The organism is Arthrobacter sp. FW306-04-A (assembly GCF_044358315.1).
Classification (GTDB): Bacteria; Actinomycetota; Actinomycetes; order Actinomycetales; family Micrococcaceae; genus Arthrobacter.
In genome coordinates this window covers 592,784-608,594 of the sequence record NZ_CP084559.1, presented here as the reverse complement: position 1 = coordinate 608,594, position 15,811 = coordinate 592,784, and the positions used below count along the sequence as shown (strand labels likewise).

General features: G+C 63.4%; 17 protein-coding genes, 1 tRNA gene and 1 pseudogene. 8 read left to right on the top strand and 11 right to left on the bottom strand.

Annotated elements, in window-relative coordinates; translation table 11 throughout:
* Positions 1-34: 34 nt before the first annotated feature.
* The 3 genes from ispF to LFT43_RS02930 form a co-directional block, all read right to left on the bottom strand.
* A complete protein-coding gene (gene ispF, locus LFT43_RS02940; RefSeq protein WP_395802869.1) occupies positions 35-538 on the bottom strand; it encodes a 2-C-methyl-D-erythritol 2,4-cyclodiphosphate synthase in 504 nt (167 codons plus the stop codon).
* Positions 539-564: 26 nt separating this feature from the next.
* Complete coding sequence (gene ispD, locus LFT43_RS02935) at positions 565-1,347, bottom strand: 2-C-methyl-D-erythritol 4-phosphate cytidylyltransferase (protein WP_395801066.1); 783 nt, start codon at positions 1,345-1,347, stop codon at positions 565-567.
* Positions 1,348-1,432: 85 nt separating this feature from the next.
* Complete coding sequence (locus LFT43_RS02930) at positions 1,433-1,915, bottom strand: CarD family transcriptional regulator (protein WP_011690592.1); 483 nt, start codon at positions 1,913-1,915, stop codon at positions 1,433-1,435.
* A 295-nt stretch (positions 1,916-2,210) separates the two neighbouring features.
* Between LFT43_RS02930 and LFT43_RS02925 the strand changes: the two genes are divergently transcribed.
* Positions 2,211-2,762, top strand: coding sequence for a hypothetical protein (locus LFT43_RS02925; protein ID WP_395802867.1), 552 nt, complete (start codon positions 2,211-2,213; stop codon positions 2,760-2,762).
* 168 nt (positions 2,763-2,930) lie between these two features.
* On the opposite strand, the gene LFT43_RS02920 is transcribed toward LFT43_RS02925, so the two are convergent.
* Both LFT43_RS02920 and LFT43_RS02915 read right to left on the bottom strand, forming a co-directional pair.
* Complete coding sequence (locus LFT43_RS02920; protein ID WP_059388662.1) at positions 2,931-3,611, bottom strand: response regulator transcription factor; 681 nt, start codon at positions 3,609-3,611, stop codon at positions 2,931-2,933.
* Entirely contained in the window at positions 3,608-4,813 is a 1,206-nt protein-coding gene (locus LFT43_RS02915; protein ID WP_265979738.1) for a cell wall metabolism sensor histidine kinase WalK, read from the bottom strand. Before LFT43_RS02915 ends, LFT43_RS02920 begins: the two co-directional genes overlap by 4 nt.
* A 206-nt stretch (positions 4,814-5,019) precedes the next feature.
* On the opposite strand from LFT43_RS02915, the gene phoU reads away from it, so the two are divergent.
* On the top strand, positions 5,020-5,673 hold the full coding sequence (gene phoU / locus LFT43_RS02910) for a phosphate signaling complex protein PhoU (RefSeq protein WP_395801065.1): 654 nt from the start codon (positions 5,020-5,022) through the stop codon (positions 5,671-5,673).
* 72 nt (positions 5,674-5,745) lie between these two features.
* On the opposite strand, the gene LFT43_RS02905 is transcribed toward phoU, so the two are convergent.
* Positions 5,746-6,492, bottom strand: coding sequence for a phosphoglyceromutase (locus tag LFT43_RS02905; protein WP_395801064.1), 747 nt, complete (start codon positions 6,490-6,492; stop codon positions 5,746-5,748).
* A gap of 143 nt (positions 6,493-6,635) precedes the next feature.
* Between LFT43_RS02905 and LFT43_RS02900 the strand changes: the two genes are divergently transcribed.
* Positions 6,636-7,448, top strand: coding sequence for a class I SAM-dependent methyltransferase (locus LFT43_RS02900; protein WP_395801063.1), 813 nt, complete (start codon positions 6,636-6,638; stop codon positions 7,446-7,448).
* A 13-nt stretch (positions 7,449-7,461) separates the two neighbouring features.
* Here the strand turns inward: LFT43_RS02900 and LFT43_RS02895 are convergent, their stop codons facing one another.
* Positions 7,462-7,800, bottom strand: coding sequence for a DUF2516 family protein (locus tag LFT43_RS02895; RefSeq protein ID WP_395801062.1), 339 nt, complete (start codon positions 7,798-7,800; stop codon positions 7,462-7,464).
* 10 nt (positions 7,801-7,810) lie between these two features.
* Entirely contained in the window at positions 7,811-8,995 is a 1,185-nt protein-coding gene (locus LFT43_RS02890) for a trans-sulfuration enzyme family protein (RefSeq protein WP_395801061.1), read from the bottom strand.
* A gap of 187 nt (positions 8,996-9,182) precedes the next feature.
* On the opposite strand from LFT43_RS02890, the gene tmk reads away from it, so the two are divergent.
* The 3 genes from tmk to LFT43_RS02875 are packed head-to-tail and all read left to right on the top strand — an operon-like array spanning position 9,183 to position 12,647.
* A complete protein-coding gene (gene tmk, locus LFT43_RS02885) occupies positions 9,183-9,863 on the top strand; it encodes a dTMP kinase (RefSeq protein ID WP_395801060.1) in 681 nt (226 codons plus the stop codon).
* On the top strand, positions 9,860-11,008 hold the full coding sequence (locus LFT43_RS02880; RefSeq protein WP_395801059.1) for a DNA polymerase III subunit delta': 1,149 nt from the start codon (positions 9,860-9,862) through the stop codon (positions 11,006-11,008). Before tmk ends, LFT43_RS02880 begins: the two co-directional genes overlap by 4 nt.
* Before the next feature lie 49 nt (positions 11,009-11,057).
* Positions 11,058-12,647: an alpha/beta hydrolase gene (locus tag LFT43_RS02875; RefSeq protein WP_395801058.1), complete on the top strand. Its 1,590-nt coding sequence runs from the start codon at positions 11,058-11,060 to the stop codon at positions 12,645-12,647.
* A 117-nt stretch (positions 12,648-12,764) separates the two neighbouring features.
* Here the strand turns inward: LFT43_RS02875 and LFT43_RS02870 are convergent, their stop codons facing one another.
* Together LFT43_RS02870 and LFT43_RS02865 are read right to left on the bottom strand one after the other, a co-directional pair.
* Positions 12,765-13,604 (bottom strand): endonuclease domain-containing protein, encoded by an 840-nt coding sequence (locus LFT43_RS02870; RefSeq protein WP_395801057.1) that lies wholly within the window; start codon positions 13,602-13,604, stop codon positions 12,765-12,767.
* A gap of 185 nt (positions 13,605-13,789) precedes the next feature.
* Positions 13,790-14,527 (bottom strand): HAD family hydrolase, encoded by a 738-nt coding sequence (locus tag LFT43_RS02865; RefSeq protein ID WP_395802865.1) that lies wholly within the window; start codon positions 14,525-14,527, stop codon positions 13,790-13,792.
* Positions 14,528-14,755: 228 nt separating this feature from the next.
* Here LFT43_RS02865 and LFT43_RS02860 point away from each other — a divergent pair.
* Positions 14,756-14,828: transfer RNA gene (locus LFT43_RS02860), tRNA-Thr, on the top strand.
* A 342-nt stretch (positions 14,829-15,170) separates the two neighbouring features.
* Here the strand turns inward: LFT43_RS02860 and LFT43_RS02855 are convergent.
* Positions 15,171-15,437, bottom strand: a complete 267-nt coding sequence (locus LFT43_RS02855; RefSeq protein WP_395801056.1) for a hypothetical protein — start codon at positions 15,435-15,437, stop codon at positions 15,171-15,173.
* Between the two features lie 234 nt (positions 15,438-15,671).
* Between LFT43_RS02855 and LFT43_RS02850 the strand changes: the two are divergent.
* Positions 15,672-15,785 (top strand): annotated as a pseudogene (locus tag LFT43_RS02850) (ATP-binding cassette domain-containing protein); the annotation flags it as partial.
* Positions 15,786-15,811 lie beyond the last annotated feature (26 nt).

Genomic DNA, 15,811 nt, shown 5'->3' with positions numbered 1-15,811 from the left:
TTCGTTGCGCAGCATCCCATCTCCATTCAGGGCTTTATCGCCCTTCGGGTGCTGCCGGCACGGCGTAGACGAGGGCCGTCGCGACGGCGGAGATGCCCTCACCCCGTCCAGTGAAGCCGAGGCCGTCGCTGGTGGTCGCCGTAACGCTGACGGGAGCGCCTGCGGCGTCGCTGAGGACGCGCTGCGATTCTTCGCGCCGCGGACCGAATTTTGGCCTGTTGGCCACGAACTGCACCGCAACATTGCCGATCTCGAAACCGGCTGCGCGGACAATCCTGGCTGCCTCACCCAGCAACTTCGCTCCGGAAGCGCCGGCGAATTCGGGACGGTCCGTGCCAAAATGCGTGCCGAGGTCACCAATGCCGCAAGCGGAGAAGAGCGCGTCAGCCGCCGCATGGGCCACGCAATCGCCGTCGGAATGCCCAGAGAGACCGCGCTCCCCCTCCCAAAACAGGCCTCCCAACCACAGCGGTTGAGGGTCGCCCTCAGGTGCGTAGGCGTGCACGTCCACCCCGATGCCGGTGCGCGGCAACGGCATCGCCGGGGTCCCAGGTTGCGCCCCCATCAGCCTTCCACCCAGCGGACTCCGAGCGGACCTTCCAGCAGGCCTTCGGCAATGATGAGGTCCAATGGCGTGGTGATCTTCAACGACTGGCTGGCGCCCCGAACTGCGTGGACGGGGACGCCGAGGAGTTCGACGAGCATGGCGTCGTCCGTGACGGCCGCGGACTGGACGTCGTCGAACTCTGCCGCCGCCGCATGGGCACGCAGCAAAGTCTCATAGTCGAACCCTTGCGGTGTCTGCACGGCCCGCAGTTGCTCCCGCGGGGCCGTGCCGGTGACGATCTCCGGCGCGATTCCGGCGTCGTCCCCGTCAGTTTCCACAACCATCTTGACGGTGTCCACGACCGGTATCGCGGGAATGACCGCCTTGGCGCCTGCGGACAGCGCGACGGCAACGCGGTGGAAGACCCGTTCGGGAGTCAGCGCCCGGGCAGCGTCGTGAACCAGTACAGCGCGTGTTCCCTCAAGCACCGCCTCAAGGGCCGCACGGACCGAATCGGCACGCGTGGATCCGCCGTCGACCACTGTGACCAGAGGCCCGTCAGTGCCGAGCTCCTGCCGGAATTCCTCGCAAAGCTCTCGCAGCTCGAGGTCCCCTGCGGGGATGGCAACGCAAATCTGCCGGGCAACATCTGCCGTGGCGACGCCGCGGAGGGCATGGGTGAGGATGGGTTCGCCGCCCAGCGGCACCTTTGCCTTGGGCATGCCGTAGCCAAGCCGCTCGCCCGAGCCTGCCGCAACGACGACGACGGCGGTGGCCTCGCGCTGGGATGGTGTAGTCATGCGCTCAAGCCTACGTGGTGCCCCACCGGGCAAAAGGAAACCCCGGCGGCAGGTTGCCACCGGGGTTTAAATCTTTGAATCTTTGTTAGGAAGCCAGAACTTCGTCGAGAACGCTTGCGGCCTTCTCTTCGTCGGTCTTCTCAGCCAGTGCCAGTTCTGAAATCAGAATCTGACGGGCTTTGGCCAGCATTCGCTTCTCACCTGCGGAAAGGCCGCGATCGTGATCACGGCGCCAAAGATCGCGAACGACCTCTGCAACCTTGATGACGTCGCCGGAAGCAAGCTTCTCCAGGTTTGCCTTGTAGCGACGGGACCAGTTGGTGGGCTCTTCAGTGAACTCGGCACGGAGAACGTCGAATACGTGCTCCAAGCCTTCCTTGCCCACTACGTCGCGAACCCCAACAAGGTCTACGTTTTCTGCTGGAACTTCAATGGTCAGATCACCCTGAGCCACCTTGAGCTTGAGATACATCTTCTCTTCGCCCTTGATAGTGCGCATCTTGATTTCTTCAATTTTTGCTGCACCGTGGTGAGGGTAAACTACTGTCTCGCCGACCTCAAAAACCATGTGGACTTTCCCCTTTCCCGCAGACCAGTTTATCACGCTTAAGGCATACGATTGGCACGGAGAGGGGTCCTGAACCCCGTAAATACGCGGAAAATGGCCTTTTCAGCCCTCCGGCACCCCCTTGACGGGAAGGCACAAAAGTGCATAGGACGCCGCGCCCCGGAACACGTTACGCCTCCGGGAGGCCCGCCACAATGGTGCTCGGAATCCTTGTTTGAGCTGGTTTGCCGATAGGCTATGCCTGAAAAGTGTTCCAATGACTCTAAGAGGAGTACGTGTCGTGCGCATTACTGCGATGAACCGTGTCCAGCGCGGCAAACTGGCGATGGCGACGGCAGCCATCAGTATCGGTCTCTTGTCCGTGACCGGCTGTGGCTACATCAACGCCCAGCAGACCAGCCACCAGTACGCAGCGTCGGACGGCGTCAAGGAAGACCTCGGTTCGCTCCAGCTGCGCAACATGCTTATTGTCTCCACTGGCGCCAACAAGCCGGGACGCGTTATTGGTGCTGTCTTCAACACTTCCTCCAGCGATGCGACCCTGACCATCAACGGAGCCAGCGGCTCGCAGACCAGCATTCCGGTCAAGGCAAAGTCGCAGACCTACCTCAACGAGACCACAGACCCCGCGCTTCTGAGCATCAGCGGCGGAAACCCGGGCTCCTTGGTTTCCGTGACCATCAAGACAGGCTCCGACTCCCGCACGGTGCAGTTCCCGGTCCTGGACGGCACCTTGAAGGAATACGAGAAGTACATTCCTGCCACGGCAACGCCGAGCTCCTCAGTCAGCGGATCGGCCACGAGCAGCGCCACGCCGACGCCGAGCGCGAGCAGCACCGGCCACTAGGCGGCAAACGGCCTGCGTCACCCTGCCCAGCGGACAGGCGCAGTTACCCCGCAAGATCGCAAAAGGAAGGGCTCCCACCATGGGAGCCCTTCCTTTTGCTGTTTGCCTTGCGCGGGGCCGTTCCGGGTCCTTGACGGCCGTTCGGGGTCCTTCCAGGCTTACGGTTGCCTACGGTTCGAACTTGTAGCCCAAGCCGCGCACGGTCACGAGATAGCGGGGAACCGAGGGGTCGGGCTCGATCTTGCTGCGCAAACGCTTCACGTGGACGTCCAGGGTCTTTGTGTCCCCGACGTAGTCGGAGCCCCAGACGCGGTCGATCAGCTGTCCACGGGTGAGCACACGGCCCGAATTGCGAAGAAGCATCTCAAGGAGTTCGAACTCCTTCAGGGGAAGCGACACTTGTTCGCCGTTGACGCTCACCACATGGCGCTCAATGTCCATCCTGACCGGGCCGGCCTGCACGGTGGATGTGATGAGTTCCTCGGGCTCGCCTTGCCGGCGCAGCACGGCACGAACGCGCGCCACGAGTTCCCTGGAAGAGTAGGGCTTGGTGACGTAGTCGTCCGCGCCGAGTTCCAAGCCAACCACCTTGTCGATTTCCGAGTCCTTGGCGGTCAGCATGATGACCGGGACGCTGGAACGCTGCCGAAGCTGACGGCAAACCTCGGTGCCTGGGGTCCCCGGAAGCTGCAGGTCCAGCAACACCAGATCGGCCCCGTTGCGGTCGAACTCCACCAACGCGTCACTGCCGTTGTCCACTACCTGGACATCGAAGCCTTCCTTGCCCAATAGGTAGGACAGAGGGTCGCTGAATGACTCTTCGTCCTCCACGATCAGAATCCTGCTCAAGCGCCAGCTCCTTGCTCTAGGGCGCGTACTGCGCCCGTCGTTTGAATAACGTTTCGGGGCTTCGCCCCGGCGTCGTCGTTCTCCTGGCCTTCCATTTCCGGAAGGCGGATAGTGAAAGTAGATCCTTGGCCGGGCTGGGACCAGACGGTAACCTCGCCGCCATGGTTGGACACCACATGCTTGACGATACTCAGGCCCAAGCCGGTTCCCCCGGTTTGCCGCGACCTTGCGGCATCCACGCGGTAGAAACGCTCGAAGATACGCTCCTGGTCCTCGGGGCTAAGTCCTTCGCCCTGGTCCGTGACGGAAATGGCCACCACGCCCTCTTTGGCCCGGACACCCACCCCTACGCGGGTGTTTTCCGGAGAATAGCGGATGGCGTTGTCGATGAGGTTCCGTAATGCTGTCACCAGCAAGTCCTGGTCACCGAAGACCATGGTCTCCGTCCGGCCGCCGACCACGATTTTGATGTTCTTGAGCTCCGCCGGGAGTTGCGAGCGATCTACGGCTTCAGTAATCACTGTGTTGATATCCACAGCGTGCCCCTGTTGTGCCACATTGGCGCCCTGGAGCCGGGACAGCTCAATGATGTCCTGCACGAGCGCAGCGAGCCGCGTGGATTCTTTGTGCATCCGCTTCGCGAAGCGACGGACGGCTTCTTCGTCATCCGGGCTTGCCTCAAGGGCCTCGGCCAGCAAGGAAATGGCGCCCACCGGTGTCTTGAGTTCGTGCGAGACGTTCGCAACGAAGTCGTTGCGGATCTCCTCGGTGCGGGTGATTTCGGTGCGGTCATCGGCCAGAAGGACGATATATTCCCATCCGAGCATGGCTGCCCGGACCTGCACCACGATGGTGCCCTTGCCGAGTGGACCCCGGGGCAACTCGAAGGTCTTCTCCAGGATCACGCCGTCGCGCCGGACCTTTGCCGTCATGTCCAGCAGCTGCTTGTGCACTACTGTGTGTCCCCTGACGAGGCCGTAAGCGTAGGCCGCGGGACTGGCCCGGACGACGCCGTCGATCGCGTCCACCACCACAAAGGCGCGCCCGACGACTGACAGCACCTCCGCGGCGCCCTCCGGAAGCAGTGGTTCCGTGACGTCCAGGTCCACGATCTTTCGCTGCCGTTCACTGAGCCTGAACGCGAGCACGCCAAAGACGCCGCATGACAGACCGGCAAGGCCTGCGATGACACCGATGAGCACTGGATCCACGGATCTAGCTTATGCGCTGGAAACACTGCAAAATATGGAACGGCCACCAAACGGCCCCGATTCAGCTAACGTTCACCTAAAGGTGCGCAACCGTTCACGGATCACTGCCACTCTTACTAGTTGCACCATAGTTAAGCTGTGAAGATTTTCGCGCCGTCAGAGGGGTGCGGAGGAGATTTCCAAGAGAGGACGCCACCGTGCGCAAGGTTTTTCAGGAGGAGCTCATCCAGGTCGGTGAGGACCTCATCGAGATCTCAAAGCTGGTTACCGAGGCGATCCAGAACGCGACCACCGCATTCGAAGGGGCAGACGTCGATCTCGCCCAGGACGTCATCGCAGCCGACGCCCGGATCGATTTCCTGCAAAACGGCCTTGACGAGCGCGCCATCGATATCCTGGCCCTCCAAGGCCCCGTGGCAAGCGATCTCCGGATGATCGTTGGCTCCCTGCGGATGAGTGCGTCACTGGAACGGATGGGTGACCTCGCCCGCCACGTGGCGCAACTGGCCCGCCTCCGCTACCCGGCCACGGTCATCCCCGAGCAGTTGACGGCAACGTTCAAGGACATGGCCCGCCTGGACCTTGAAATGAGCCAAAAGGTTACCCTGCTCCTGGAGTCGCGTGACCTAGAAGTTGCCCGCGACATCCTCAAACTCAACACCAGCGTCGACGATCTGCACTTGAGCGTTTTCAGGGCGATCGCAGATCCTTCGTGGGCCGAGACTTCAGCCACCACGGTGGACGTGGCCCTCGCCAGCCGCTATTTCGAGCGCTTCGCAGACCACGGTGTCTCCGTTGCCCGCAAGGTGACCTACCTGGTCACCGGCGAATGGCAGCCGGAAGGCTTCTAGCCAGGCCCAAAAAACGACGCCGGCCGGCTCACCTCGCAAGGTGAGCCGGCCGGCGTCGTTTTCTCGAAGGGCCTATTTCTTGCCTTGGGCTGCTACAGCCTTGATGGACTCTGCCGCGGCCTCGGGGTCGAGGTAGGTTCCACCGGGGTTGATCGGCTGGAAGTTCTCGTCCAGATCGTAAACCAACGGAATGCCCGTCGGGATGTTCAGACCGGTTATGTCTTCGTCGCTGATCCCGTCCAGGTGCTTGACGAGGGCGCGCAGGGAGTTGCCGTGGGCCGTGACCAGGACCGTCTTGCCAGCCTTGAGGTCTTCCTTGATGTCTGACTCCCAGTACGGCAGGAGACGGACAAGTACGTCCTTGAGGCATTCGGTGCGCGGCAGGGCGTCGCCGAGGCCTGCGTAGCGCACGTCGTTCACCTGGGAGAACTCGCTGGCATCGGAGAGGGCGGGCGGCGGGGTGTCGTAGCTACGGCGCCATTCCATGAACTGTTCTTCACCGAATTCGGCGAGGGTCTGGGCCTTGTCCTTGCCCTGCAGTGCGCCGTAGTGACGCTCGTTGAGGCGCCAGTCACGCTTGACCGGGATCCAGCCGCGATCGGCTTTGTCCAAGGAGATGTTCGCGGTGTTGATGGCCCGCTTGAGCAAGGACGTGTAGAGGATGTCGGGGAGAACGTTGTTCTCGACCAGGAGCTCCCCGCCGCGGGCTGCTTCCTCGCGGCCTTGGTCGTTCAGGTCGACGTCCACCCAGCCGGTGAACAGGTTCTTGGCGTTCCAGTCGCTGTGGCCGTGGCGCAGCAGAATCAGCTTGTAAGTCATGCTTTTCATCCTAAGCGATCATGCCCTGCCGTTACCGGGCATTACGCCACCACCCCTTCACCGCGACGCGGGGTCATTTAGCGCCGGTGTTTTTGCGTCGGATGGGCCGTAAGTGACCCCGCGTCGGAGGATAAAATGGGACGGTGGTGCAGAAGGCAGAGCGGGTCCAAGGCAGGCGCGGCAAACCCGTCGGCAACGTCACAAGAGGCACCACCAATCCCAATCGCATGCGCCGGCTGGACCGCTGGCTGGCAGGCCCGCAGGCATGGCGGCTGCGCTCCGCCGTCGACCCCTTGGTGGTGGACCTGGGCTATGGCGCATCCCCGGCCACCGCCGTCGAACTCTTCGAACGGCTGCGGGCAGTCCGCCCCGACGTTCGAGTGTGCGGGATCGAGATCGAACCCGAGCGAGTCCGGATCGCCAAGGCCTTGGAACGGCCCGGGCTCAGCTTCCACGTGGGCGGGTTCGAGGTTCCCGTTCCGGGCAATCCCGTGCTGGTCCGAGCCTTCAACGTGCTGCGGCAGTACGAGGAATCGGACGTGGCAGGAATCTGGGGCTTGGTGCAGTCACGCTTGGCACCGCAAGGATTGTTCGTCGACGGAACGTGCGATGAAATCGGCCGCCGCATGACGTGGGTTGCGCTGGATTCGGACGGCCCGCTGAGCCTGAGTCTGTCCATGCGTTTCGGCGGTTTCGAGCTGCCCTCCGACGTCGCCGAACGCCTGCCGAAGGCGCTCATCCACCGCAACATTCCGGGCGAGCGGATCCACGCTTTCTTGAGTGCCATGGACCAGGCGTGGTTGGAGGCGGCACCGCTTGCTTCGTTCGGCAACAGGCAGCGGTGGACGGCCATGTGCCAATCAATGCGCGACGCCGGCTGGCCCCTTCAGGACGGAACGTCGCGTTGGCGCCTGGGCGAACTTACCGTTGACTGGGCCGCCGTGGCTCCGGTTTAGCCCGGGTGCCGGGTCACCAGGGACCGTACGGGCCCTGGTTGCGGCCGCTGTTGCCGATTTCCTTGACGGCGGGACGAACGTCCGCCAAGTACACACACGCCGCAGTCACGGCAGCGATGCCAAAGATTCCGAAACCACCCCCGCCACCGAGGACGGACAATCCGCCGATGACCGCTGCGACGCCTGTCAGGGCCAGCCAGAAGGTCTTGGTTCGCTTGGATGCTGCCTCGAAGGAAGACGGTTTGTGGCGCAGGCAATCCACCAGCGCCCACAGTTCCAAGGCGAAGGCAACCAGTCCCAGAATGAAGTAGATCCCATTCTGGATGTATGAAATCAAAATTTTTCCGTCCACGCCCTCCAGCCTAGCCGTCAAGCGACTTGAGCGCTTGCTCCAAGTCCGCCCAAAGGTCTTCGACGTTCTCGATCCCGACACTCATCCGGACCAGGTTGTCCGGCACGCTCAGCGGTTCGGCGGTGTGGCGGCGCCGGCGTTCGATGAGAGACTCGACCCCGCCCAGCGATGTCGCGGGGAGCCACAACTGCAATGCGCGCACCAACTGATCGGCGGCTTCCGCACCACTGCGGGTTCCGTCTCCGGCCAGTTGGATGCACAGGATGGAGCCGAAGCCCTTCATCTGCGATTTGGCCCGCTCATGGCCCGGATCGTTTGGCAGGCCCGGGAAACGGATGGACTCGACGCGCGGGTGGGTGCTCAGCCGCTCTGCCAACGTTGCGGCAGAGGCTTGGGAGCGCTCGATCCGCAGCGCCAGCGTGCGCAGGCCGCGGAGCGCGAGCCAGGCCTCGAAGGGACCGGCGATGCCGCCGTGGATGATGCGGTGGTGGAGGAGTTCCGCGCGCAGTTCCGGATTGGATGTTACCAAGGCGCCGAGTACGACGTCGGAGTGGCCGGCCAGGTACTTGGTCACCGAATGGAGCACGACGTCGGAGCCCAGGCTGAGGGGCTGCTGAACCAAAGGCGTGGAGAAGGTGTTGTCCGTGACCACGATGGCGCCGGCCTCATGGGCAGCGGTGGCCAGGGCCTGGACGTCGGCGATGCCGAGCATCGGGTTGGTGGGGCTTTCAATCCACAGCATGCTGGCGGGCTTTCCATCCGCGGGGGCGAGCTGTGCCGTGACGGCGTCGGTGTCCGCGATGTCGACGGTCCGCAACTCAAGGATCCCCTTGGCCGCGAGTTCGGTGGCCATGACGAGCGATCCCGCGTAGCTGTGCGTGGGCATGACGAGGACTCCGCCAGCGGGCACGAGTGACAACGCGGAGCTGACCGCGGCCAGGCCCGAAGCGTAGAGCAAGGCGGGCAGCTCGGCGCCTTCCAGCTGCGCCAGCGCTTCCTCGAAGGGATCCCAGGTGGGGTTGGCATAGCGTCCGTAGCCGCGGTCGCCGTCGCTCAGTGCCCCCGTGCCGAAATACGTGGAGGACAGAACAATGGGCGGGTTGACGGGTTGGTCATGGCTTCGTTCGGGACGGCCGGCCGCCACCACCACAGTGTCGGGGGACAGAGCTGCGGCATGTTCTCGGGAAAGACTCATTGCTCCAGCCTACGGCCGGAAGGGACAGGGCTGGAAAGCTATTACGGCCCCGCCCGCCAGTAACTGTGGCGCGCCGAGCGACTAAGGCGCCGGCGGCAGGGGGGCGCCTAGCGGCAGCGTGCGTTTCGCTGGAGTGGGCTGACGCCGTCGTCGAGTTCTGTCAGTGTTCCTCTGTACGCTTAGATCCGTGACTACGCAGCGCGTTAAGCAGGACCAGAGCCCCCAGCCGGACCAGCGCCCCGGGCTCTTCATCGCCTTCGAAGGCGGGGACGGAGCAGGCAAGTCAACGCAGGCCGCCCGCCTGGCCGAGGCCCTTGAGTCCCTCGGCTTTTCCGTGCTGCGCACTCGCGAACCAGGGGGAACACCCATCGGCGAAAAGCTGCGGTCCCTTGTGCTGGACCACGGCCACGGCACCATCGATTCCCGGACCGAAGCCCTCATCTTCGCAGCATCCAGGGCCGCCCACGCGAGCCAGGTGATCCGACCTGCCCTGGCTGAGGGCTCGGTGGTCATCACGGACCGCTACATCGATTCCTCAGTCGCCTACCAGGGTGCCGGCCGGGACCTCGGAACCGCGGACGTCAGGCAGCTCAACGAATGGGCAACCGAGGGCCTCGAACCTGATCTGACAGTGCTCCTGGATGTCCATCCGGGCGATGGCCGGGACCGCAGAACCGCTGGAGACGCCGCCGAGGACCGGCTCGAGTCCGAACCGGACGACTTCCATGCCCGCATCCGTGCCGCGTTCCTGGAACTGGCCGCGGCTCACCCGGAAACCTACCTCGTCCTGACGGCCAAGGATCCCATCGAGGACCTCGCCAATCAGATCCTCGGCCGCGTTCAGGAATTGCTCGGGAGCCGCACGTGACCGTCTGGGACGAACTCCAAGGCCAGGCGCCCGTCGTCGCGCAATTGCGCACGGCGGCCCAAGGCGACGGCCTCACGCATGCTTGGCTATTCACGGGGCCACCAGGCTCGGGACGATCCAACGCGGCCAAGGCATTCGCCGCCGCGCTGAACTGTGAGCAGGACGACGTTGCCCTTCGCGGCTGCGGCGAATGCGCATCATGCCGGACCATCCTTGGCGAGACTCACTCCGACGTGACTTTTGTCCGCACCGAGAAAGTCACCATCACCATCGAAGAAGCGCGCCAGCTGGTGTCCAAGGCTGGCGACCGGCCGGCATCGGGCCGTTGGCGCATCATTGTGGTGGAGGACGCGGACCGCATGGCCGAGCGCACCACCAACGTGCTCCTCAAGGCCATCGAAGAACCCACGCCCCGGACCATTTGGATGCTGTGCGCGCCGTCGCCGGCGGACGTGCTGGTCACCATCCGCTCGCGTTGCCGCCCGGTGAGCCTCCGGATTCCGCCGGCCGCCGACGTCGCCGCCTTGTTGGTGAGGCGCGACGGCGTCGACCCCGCCATCGCGGACCGGGCCGCCCGCGCTGCCCAAAGCCACATCGGAATTGCACGCCGGTTGGCCCGTGATCCTGAAGCCCGCGAGCGCCGGCTGGAGACTGTCCGATTCCCGCTGGGCCTGCGGGGTGTCACTGCAGCCGTGATGATGGCGGAAAAGCTGGTCAAGATCGCGACCGATGAGGCCAACAGCTCCAACGATGAGCGTGATGCCGCTGAGAAGGTCTCCCTGTTGGCGAGCCTGGGCGCTCCGGAGTCGGGCACGCTGCCTCCGTCGATGCGCAGTCAGGTAAGGCAGCTCGAAGACGACCAGAAACGGCGGGCCAAGCGGTCCATCACCGATTCCCTGGACCGCACCCTGACCGACCTGCTGTCCTTCTACCGGGACGTCCTGGTCATCCAGCTTGGGAACGCCGTGGAACTGGTCAACGTTGAACTCAGGACTGAACTGGAAGCTTACGCGGCTGGTTCCACCCCGGAAACCACCTTGGCCCGCATGGATGCCATCAACAAGGCGCGTGTGCGGATCACCACTACCAACGTGGCACCGCTGCTGGCCGTCGAGTCCATGGCGAGCAGCCTGATTCAGCAATAGCCGGATAGTTTAGAACAACAGCACGCTTCCCCAGCATGAGGAGTAACGCATGACGCCCGCACGACGCCGGCCCACCGGGTCCACTTCGCGGACACGGTTCCCATCACTGCGGCGGGCGGCAACGACAATCGCGGCCACCATTTCCGCCAGCCTGCTCCTGAGCGGCTGTGTGTTCTCCGTGCCCGCCACTGGAAATGGGTCCGGAAACGTCAGCACGCCGGACGCGTCCATCGCAGCTGCGGCGCCGGACGGGCTACGGGAGTTCTATTCCCAAAACGTGAGTTGGACGTCCTGCGAGCAAGGATTCCAGTGCGCCAACATCAACGTGCCGATCGACTATGCCAAGCCGGATGCAGGCAACATCTCCATCGCCGCCATCCGGCTCCAAAGCCAGGGCACCAAGAAGGGCTCGCTGCTGGTCAATCCCGGAGGTCCGGGGGCTTCAGGCTACGACTTCGTGCGGGACGCGGCCAAGACGCATTTCACCAGCAAGCTGCGCTCCAGTTTCGATCTGGTGGGCTTCGATCCCCGCGGAGTCAAGCGTTCTGCACCGGTGACGTGCCTCAGCGATGCCGAGCGTGATGCTTCCCGGGAGAAGGTCTACACCTACAACACGGACCAAGGCATCAATGCTGCCCTGGCCGATGCCAAAGCCGTCAATGCCAAGTGCGTCGAGAAGTCCGGGCCGGCCTTGGCCCACATAGACACCGTCAGCTCAGCCAAGGACATGGACATCCTCCGCGCAGTCCTGAACGACGCCAAGCTCAACTATCTCGGCTTCTCGTACGGCACCTCGCTCGGCACCACCTATGCGTCCTTGTTCCCGGACAACGTCGGCAAGCTGGTGCTGGATGGCGCAGTGGACCCTGCACTGAGTATGGAGGACGTCACCGCGGGTCAGGCGGGAGCGTTTGAGTCAGCGCTCCGCAGTTATGTGGCTGATTGCCAAGCAAAGTCTGGATGCCCGCTGACAGGAAGCGTCGATGACGGCGTGCGGCAGATCCGGGACCTTGTCGCCGACGTCGAGCAGAATCCCAAGCGGGCCAAGGACGGACGCCTAGTGACGGCGGCGACGTTTGTCAGCGCTATCTTCACCCCGCTCTACAGCAACGAATCGTGGCCGGTCCTTACCCAGGCATTGGAAGCGGCGGTTCAGGGCGACGATTCGCTCATGCTTCGGATTGCCGACTTTGGCGCGGACCGGGAACCGAACGGCACCTACAGTTCAAACACCACGTTCGCGTTCAACGCCATCAACTGCCTGGACTACCCGATGGTCTCGGACACCGCGGGGATGCGCGCTGAGGAAGCCCGGCTCAAGGAAGTCTCCCCCACCTTCGGCTACTACTTCGCCTACGGCGGCATCAACTGCAAGGACTGGCCCTACAAGTCACTGCACACGCCAGCGCCGGCCAAATACACGGGCACGGAACCGGTTGTGGTTATCGGCACTACTGGCGACCCTGCCACGCCTCTCGCCTGGGCAGCCTCGCTTCGGAAGCAACTCGGCGACGCTTCCCTGGTGACGTGGAAGGGTGAAGGGCACACCGCCTACGGCCGCTCCAACCGCTGTGTGTCCGACGCCGTGGACAACTACTTCGTGGATGGAAAGGTACCTTCAGACGGGACCATGTGCTAAGTTTGTTGCTGTCTGCCGGGCCGGCCGGGCCGCAAAATGCGACCGCTATTGGGGCTCTGCTGATCCGGTCATCCTTGGCGCAGCGCGGATTTTGGTGCCTGGGTCCGGCAAAGCTGGTCATTTGTTGAGTCGCAGCCCGGCACGGTGGGCCCGGATGGTAGCCCGCACTTCTGCCACCATCGTCTCCGGATGGTGCACAACGTCCTCGTAGAAGTACCTCAGCACTGTGAAACCGCCGGCAACGGAGGTGTTGTCCCGCCGTCGATCCCTCTTGATGGCCCGGGGTTCGAAATGGGTCTTGCCGTCCAGTTCAACGATCAAGAAGCCCTCGACGACGAAATCGACTTCTCCGACTCCGGACAGTTCCACGTGCTGCACAAAGCCGATTCCAGCCTGCCTGAAGTGCATTGCCGCCAAGGGTTCGAGTAAAGAATCCGCTCTCCGGCACACGAAATCCAGGACGCCCCGTGCCCGGCCGTTCCGATTGCCGGGCAGCTTTCCGCGCAGGAAGTCCACGGTTATGTCGCCACGCACAACGGCACATTGGACCATCACCAACGCCTCCGCGGCGGGTCGGCATCGAAGAACATGCACCAACACATCGCCAAGGGCTGCCACGGGCCTGCCTGGCAAGGGCGGCAAGGATGCCCTCCGGTGCGGCACCACGCCGTCGCGCGGTAACCCGTTGCCACAGACTAAATGGAGCTCGCTGGCCGGATGCAGTTGCCACAGGCCATGGTGCGGCGCAGCCGAGATGCACGTGAGGAGACCGCCGTGCCGATAAGCCTCAGCAAATTCCGGCGGGGCGCCGGCTAAGGCCACAACCCCTCGGTAGGGGACCACCACGCCGTCCCTCTGTCCCGCGGTCCTGAGCTGCCACGCGCCGACGCCGGCTTTGAGGAGATCCCTGCGCATGGCCGTTCCACCTCGAGCACGAAGGGCAGCCTTGAGATCCATGGCTCCACGATGCCTCCCGGCGGCGTCCCCGCGGAGCCCTGGAGTTGCCTATGTGGATAATTCCGCGCTTTCCTACCTCCAGGTCCTACCAGCTTTGCCTGCGAGTCGGCCGCGCAGATGGCGGACTGGCGGCTCGCGGGGCGCAGAGTCCAGGCGAAAGTGGTAGATCGTTGCGGGACCGGCCGCTAGAGGCGTGCCGCGCGGGGCTCCAGCAGCGCGGGAAGGTACTTGACTGAGGGTACGACGGCGGTGGCGCCAGCCGCGCGCAAAGCCGGCTCGGAGTGGAAGCCGGTGAGCACGCCCACCACGGCGGAGGCGCCGGACCGCACACCGGACAACATGTCCGAGCTGGTGTCCCCCACCACGACGACTTCGCGGACATCATCCAGGTCAAGGGCCAACACGGCGGTGAGGATCATGTCCGGGTACGGGCGTCCGCGGCCGGCGTCTGCAGGGCACAGGCTGAGATCGGCTTTTCCCATCCAGCCCAGCGACTCAAGCACCATGTTCTGCGTGTGCCGGCCGAAGCCCGTGGCCAGGCAGACTTTCACGCCGGAGTCTCGCATCCAGTCGATCGTTTCCTCGGCTCCTGGAATTGCCCGGACGCCGCCGTCGGCAATCAGATCATCGTAGGCGCGTTCGAAGGCCTTGTTGGCGCTCTCGGCCCGTTGAGCTTCTTCAAAAAGGTGGCTGAAAACGGTCAACTTCGAAAAGCCCATGGTGTCGCGGGCGTAACCGAGCATGCTTTCGAATCGTGGGGAACCGGGCTCGACGCCGGTCTCCTGCAGAGCCATGGACATCGCACGTTCCGTACGCCCATCGTCCGTAATCGTGGTGCCCACCATGTCCAGTACAGCAAGCCGGAGCCGCTGCGCACGATGTGCCCCGGCGTCGTCCGCGTTGATCCTCTTGCTGCTGTCCATGCTCATGGCGCCCCTTCGCTGGTAGATGGCCGAAATCATGCGGCCACGTTAGTCCGCCCAGCTTGCCCCCAGTCCACGACGACGGCCTGAACCGGGCACGACGTGCGGGTGAATTCCGCAACAACGGCGCCGAGTGGGCTCCGCCCGGGGCTGTTTTGACCCGGACGACGTGACTCTATTACAGTTGTATCTTGCGTGATTCAGCCGGTCTCCGGACGATCACGCGGTGCTTCCTTAGCTCAGTCGGTAGAGCGTTTCACTCGTAATGAAAAGGTCATCAGTTCGATTCTGATAGGAAGCTCGAGCAGGAACCCCTGGAAATCAACGATTTCCAGGGGTTCCTTTACTTTTCCTTGACAAACGGGTATTCCTGAGCATCCCTGCAATTTCGGTGCTTTCCCGGCGTGTTCGTACTTTTCGTCTAGAAAGATCTCACCATAAAAAGTTCCTCGGCTCACTGGCGGCCAGAGGTGACTCCTAGCCAAGTATTTCTTGAGTGGACGCTTTGGCGATTCAACGTTCTTCCGGCTTTCTGCCCTCGGCGTTGGCCCCGGCTTCAACCACCGGGGTGCCGCCGCTCTTATGGCACGACCGTCAGACTCTGGGGCAGGGTCTGACACGTCCGATGCCGCGCACAGACCCCCTACAATCCGCCCACCAGAGAGAGAAGCGCGACTACGAACCCGATTACAATCCAACAGACCGCCAGGACACGAACCTGCGTGGCACCCCGCTGTGTCCACCACACGACATCAGCTGTGGCCGAAAACCACGTCCGGATCTTGGCAGCGCGGCGCGCCAGCGGCCCTGCGATCGCCAAGCCAAACAGGCCCATGCCGACCAGCACTAATCCGAACATCACTCCAGGAGCCATCGAACCACCTTCCCAAAGCCGCCACGCAGTGGTCATGCTTCGGCTCAGCGTAACTGCTCGCGAGTTATTGGTCACAGATACCAGGGCCTCTACCACTGGTGCCCGAAAGCATCATCAGCATGCCTTGCAGCGTGGCAGACCTCTCCCTACGGTTACAGTGTGGGTTCGCGCCGAATCGTGACGCGAAAATCCCAAAAATCTTTGTAGGGTGACTGTATGACTGCTGGGGGTGCGGCTGCTGAGCCGTTGGTGCAAATCAAAGATTTCAGGATGGACTTCGGGGACACGCAGGTTATCAAGGACTTGTCCTTCGATGTGAGGGCCGGGGAGACGTTCGGGTTCCTGGGAAGTAACGGCGCGGGCAAGACGACGACCCTGCGAGCCTGTCAAGTTGTTTGTGTGTGTGGGGT

Excerpts from the sequence above, each read along its gene's own strand:
- ispF (WP_395802869.1), bottom strand. The coding sequence starts at position 538 with ATGCCGTTGCCGCGCACCGGCATCGGGGTGGACGTGCACGCCTACGCA.
- ispD (WP_395801066.1), bottom strand. The coding sequence starts at position 1,347 with ATGACTACACCATCCCAGCGCGAGGCCACCGCCGTCGTCGTCGTTGCG.
- LFT43_RS02930 (WP_011690592.1), bottom strand. The coding sequence starts at position 1,915 with ATGGTTTTTGAGGTCGGCGAGACAGTAGTTTACCCTCACCACGGTGCA.
- LFT43_RS02925 (WP_395802867.1), top strand. The coding sequence starts at position 2,211 with ATGAACCGTGTCCAGCGCGGCAAACTGGCGATGGCGACGGCAGCCATC.
- LFT43_RS02905 (WP_395801064.1), bottom strand. The coding sequence starts at position 6,492 with ATGACTTACAAGCTGATTCTGCTGCGCCACGGCCACAGCGACTGGAAC.
- LFT43_RS02890 (WP_395801061.1), bottom strand. The coding sequence starts at position 8,995 with ATGAGTCTTTCCCGAGAACATGCCGCAGCTCTGTCCCCCGACACTGTG.
- LFT43_RS02875 (WP_395801058.1), top strand. The coding sequence starts at position 11,058 with ATGACGCCCGCACGACGCCGGCCCACCGGGTCCACTTCGCGGACACGG.
- LFT43_RS02870 (WP_395801057.1), bottom strand. The coding sequence starts at position 13,604 with ATGGATCTCAAGGCTGCCCTTCGTGCTCGAGGTGGAACGGCCATGCGC.
- LFT43_RS02865 (WP_395802865.1), bottom strand. The coding sequence starts at position 14,527 with ATGGACAGCAGCAAGAGGATCAACGCGGACGACGCCGGGGCACATCGT.
- LFT43_RS02855 (WP_395801056.1), bottom strand. The coding sequence starts at position 15,437 with ATGACCACTGCGTGGCGGCTTTGGGAAGGTGGTTCGATGGCTCCTGGA.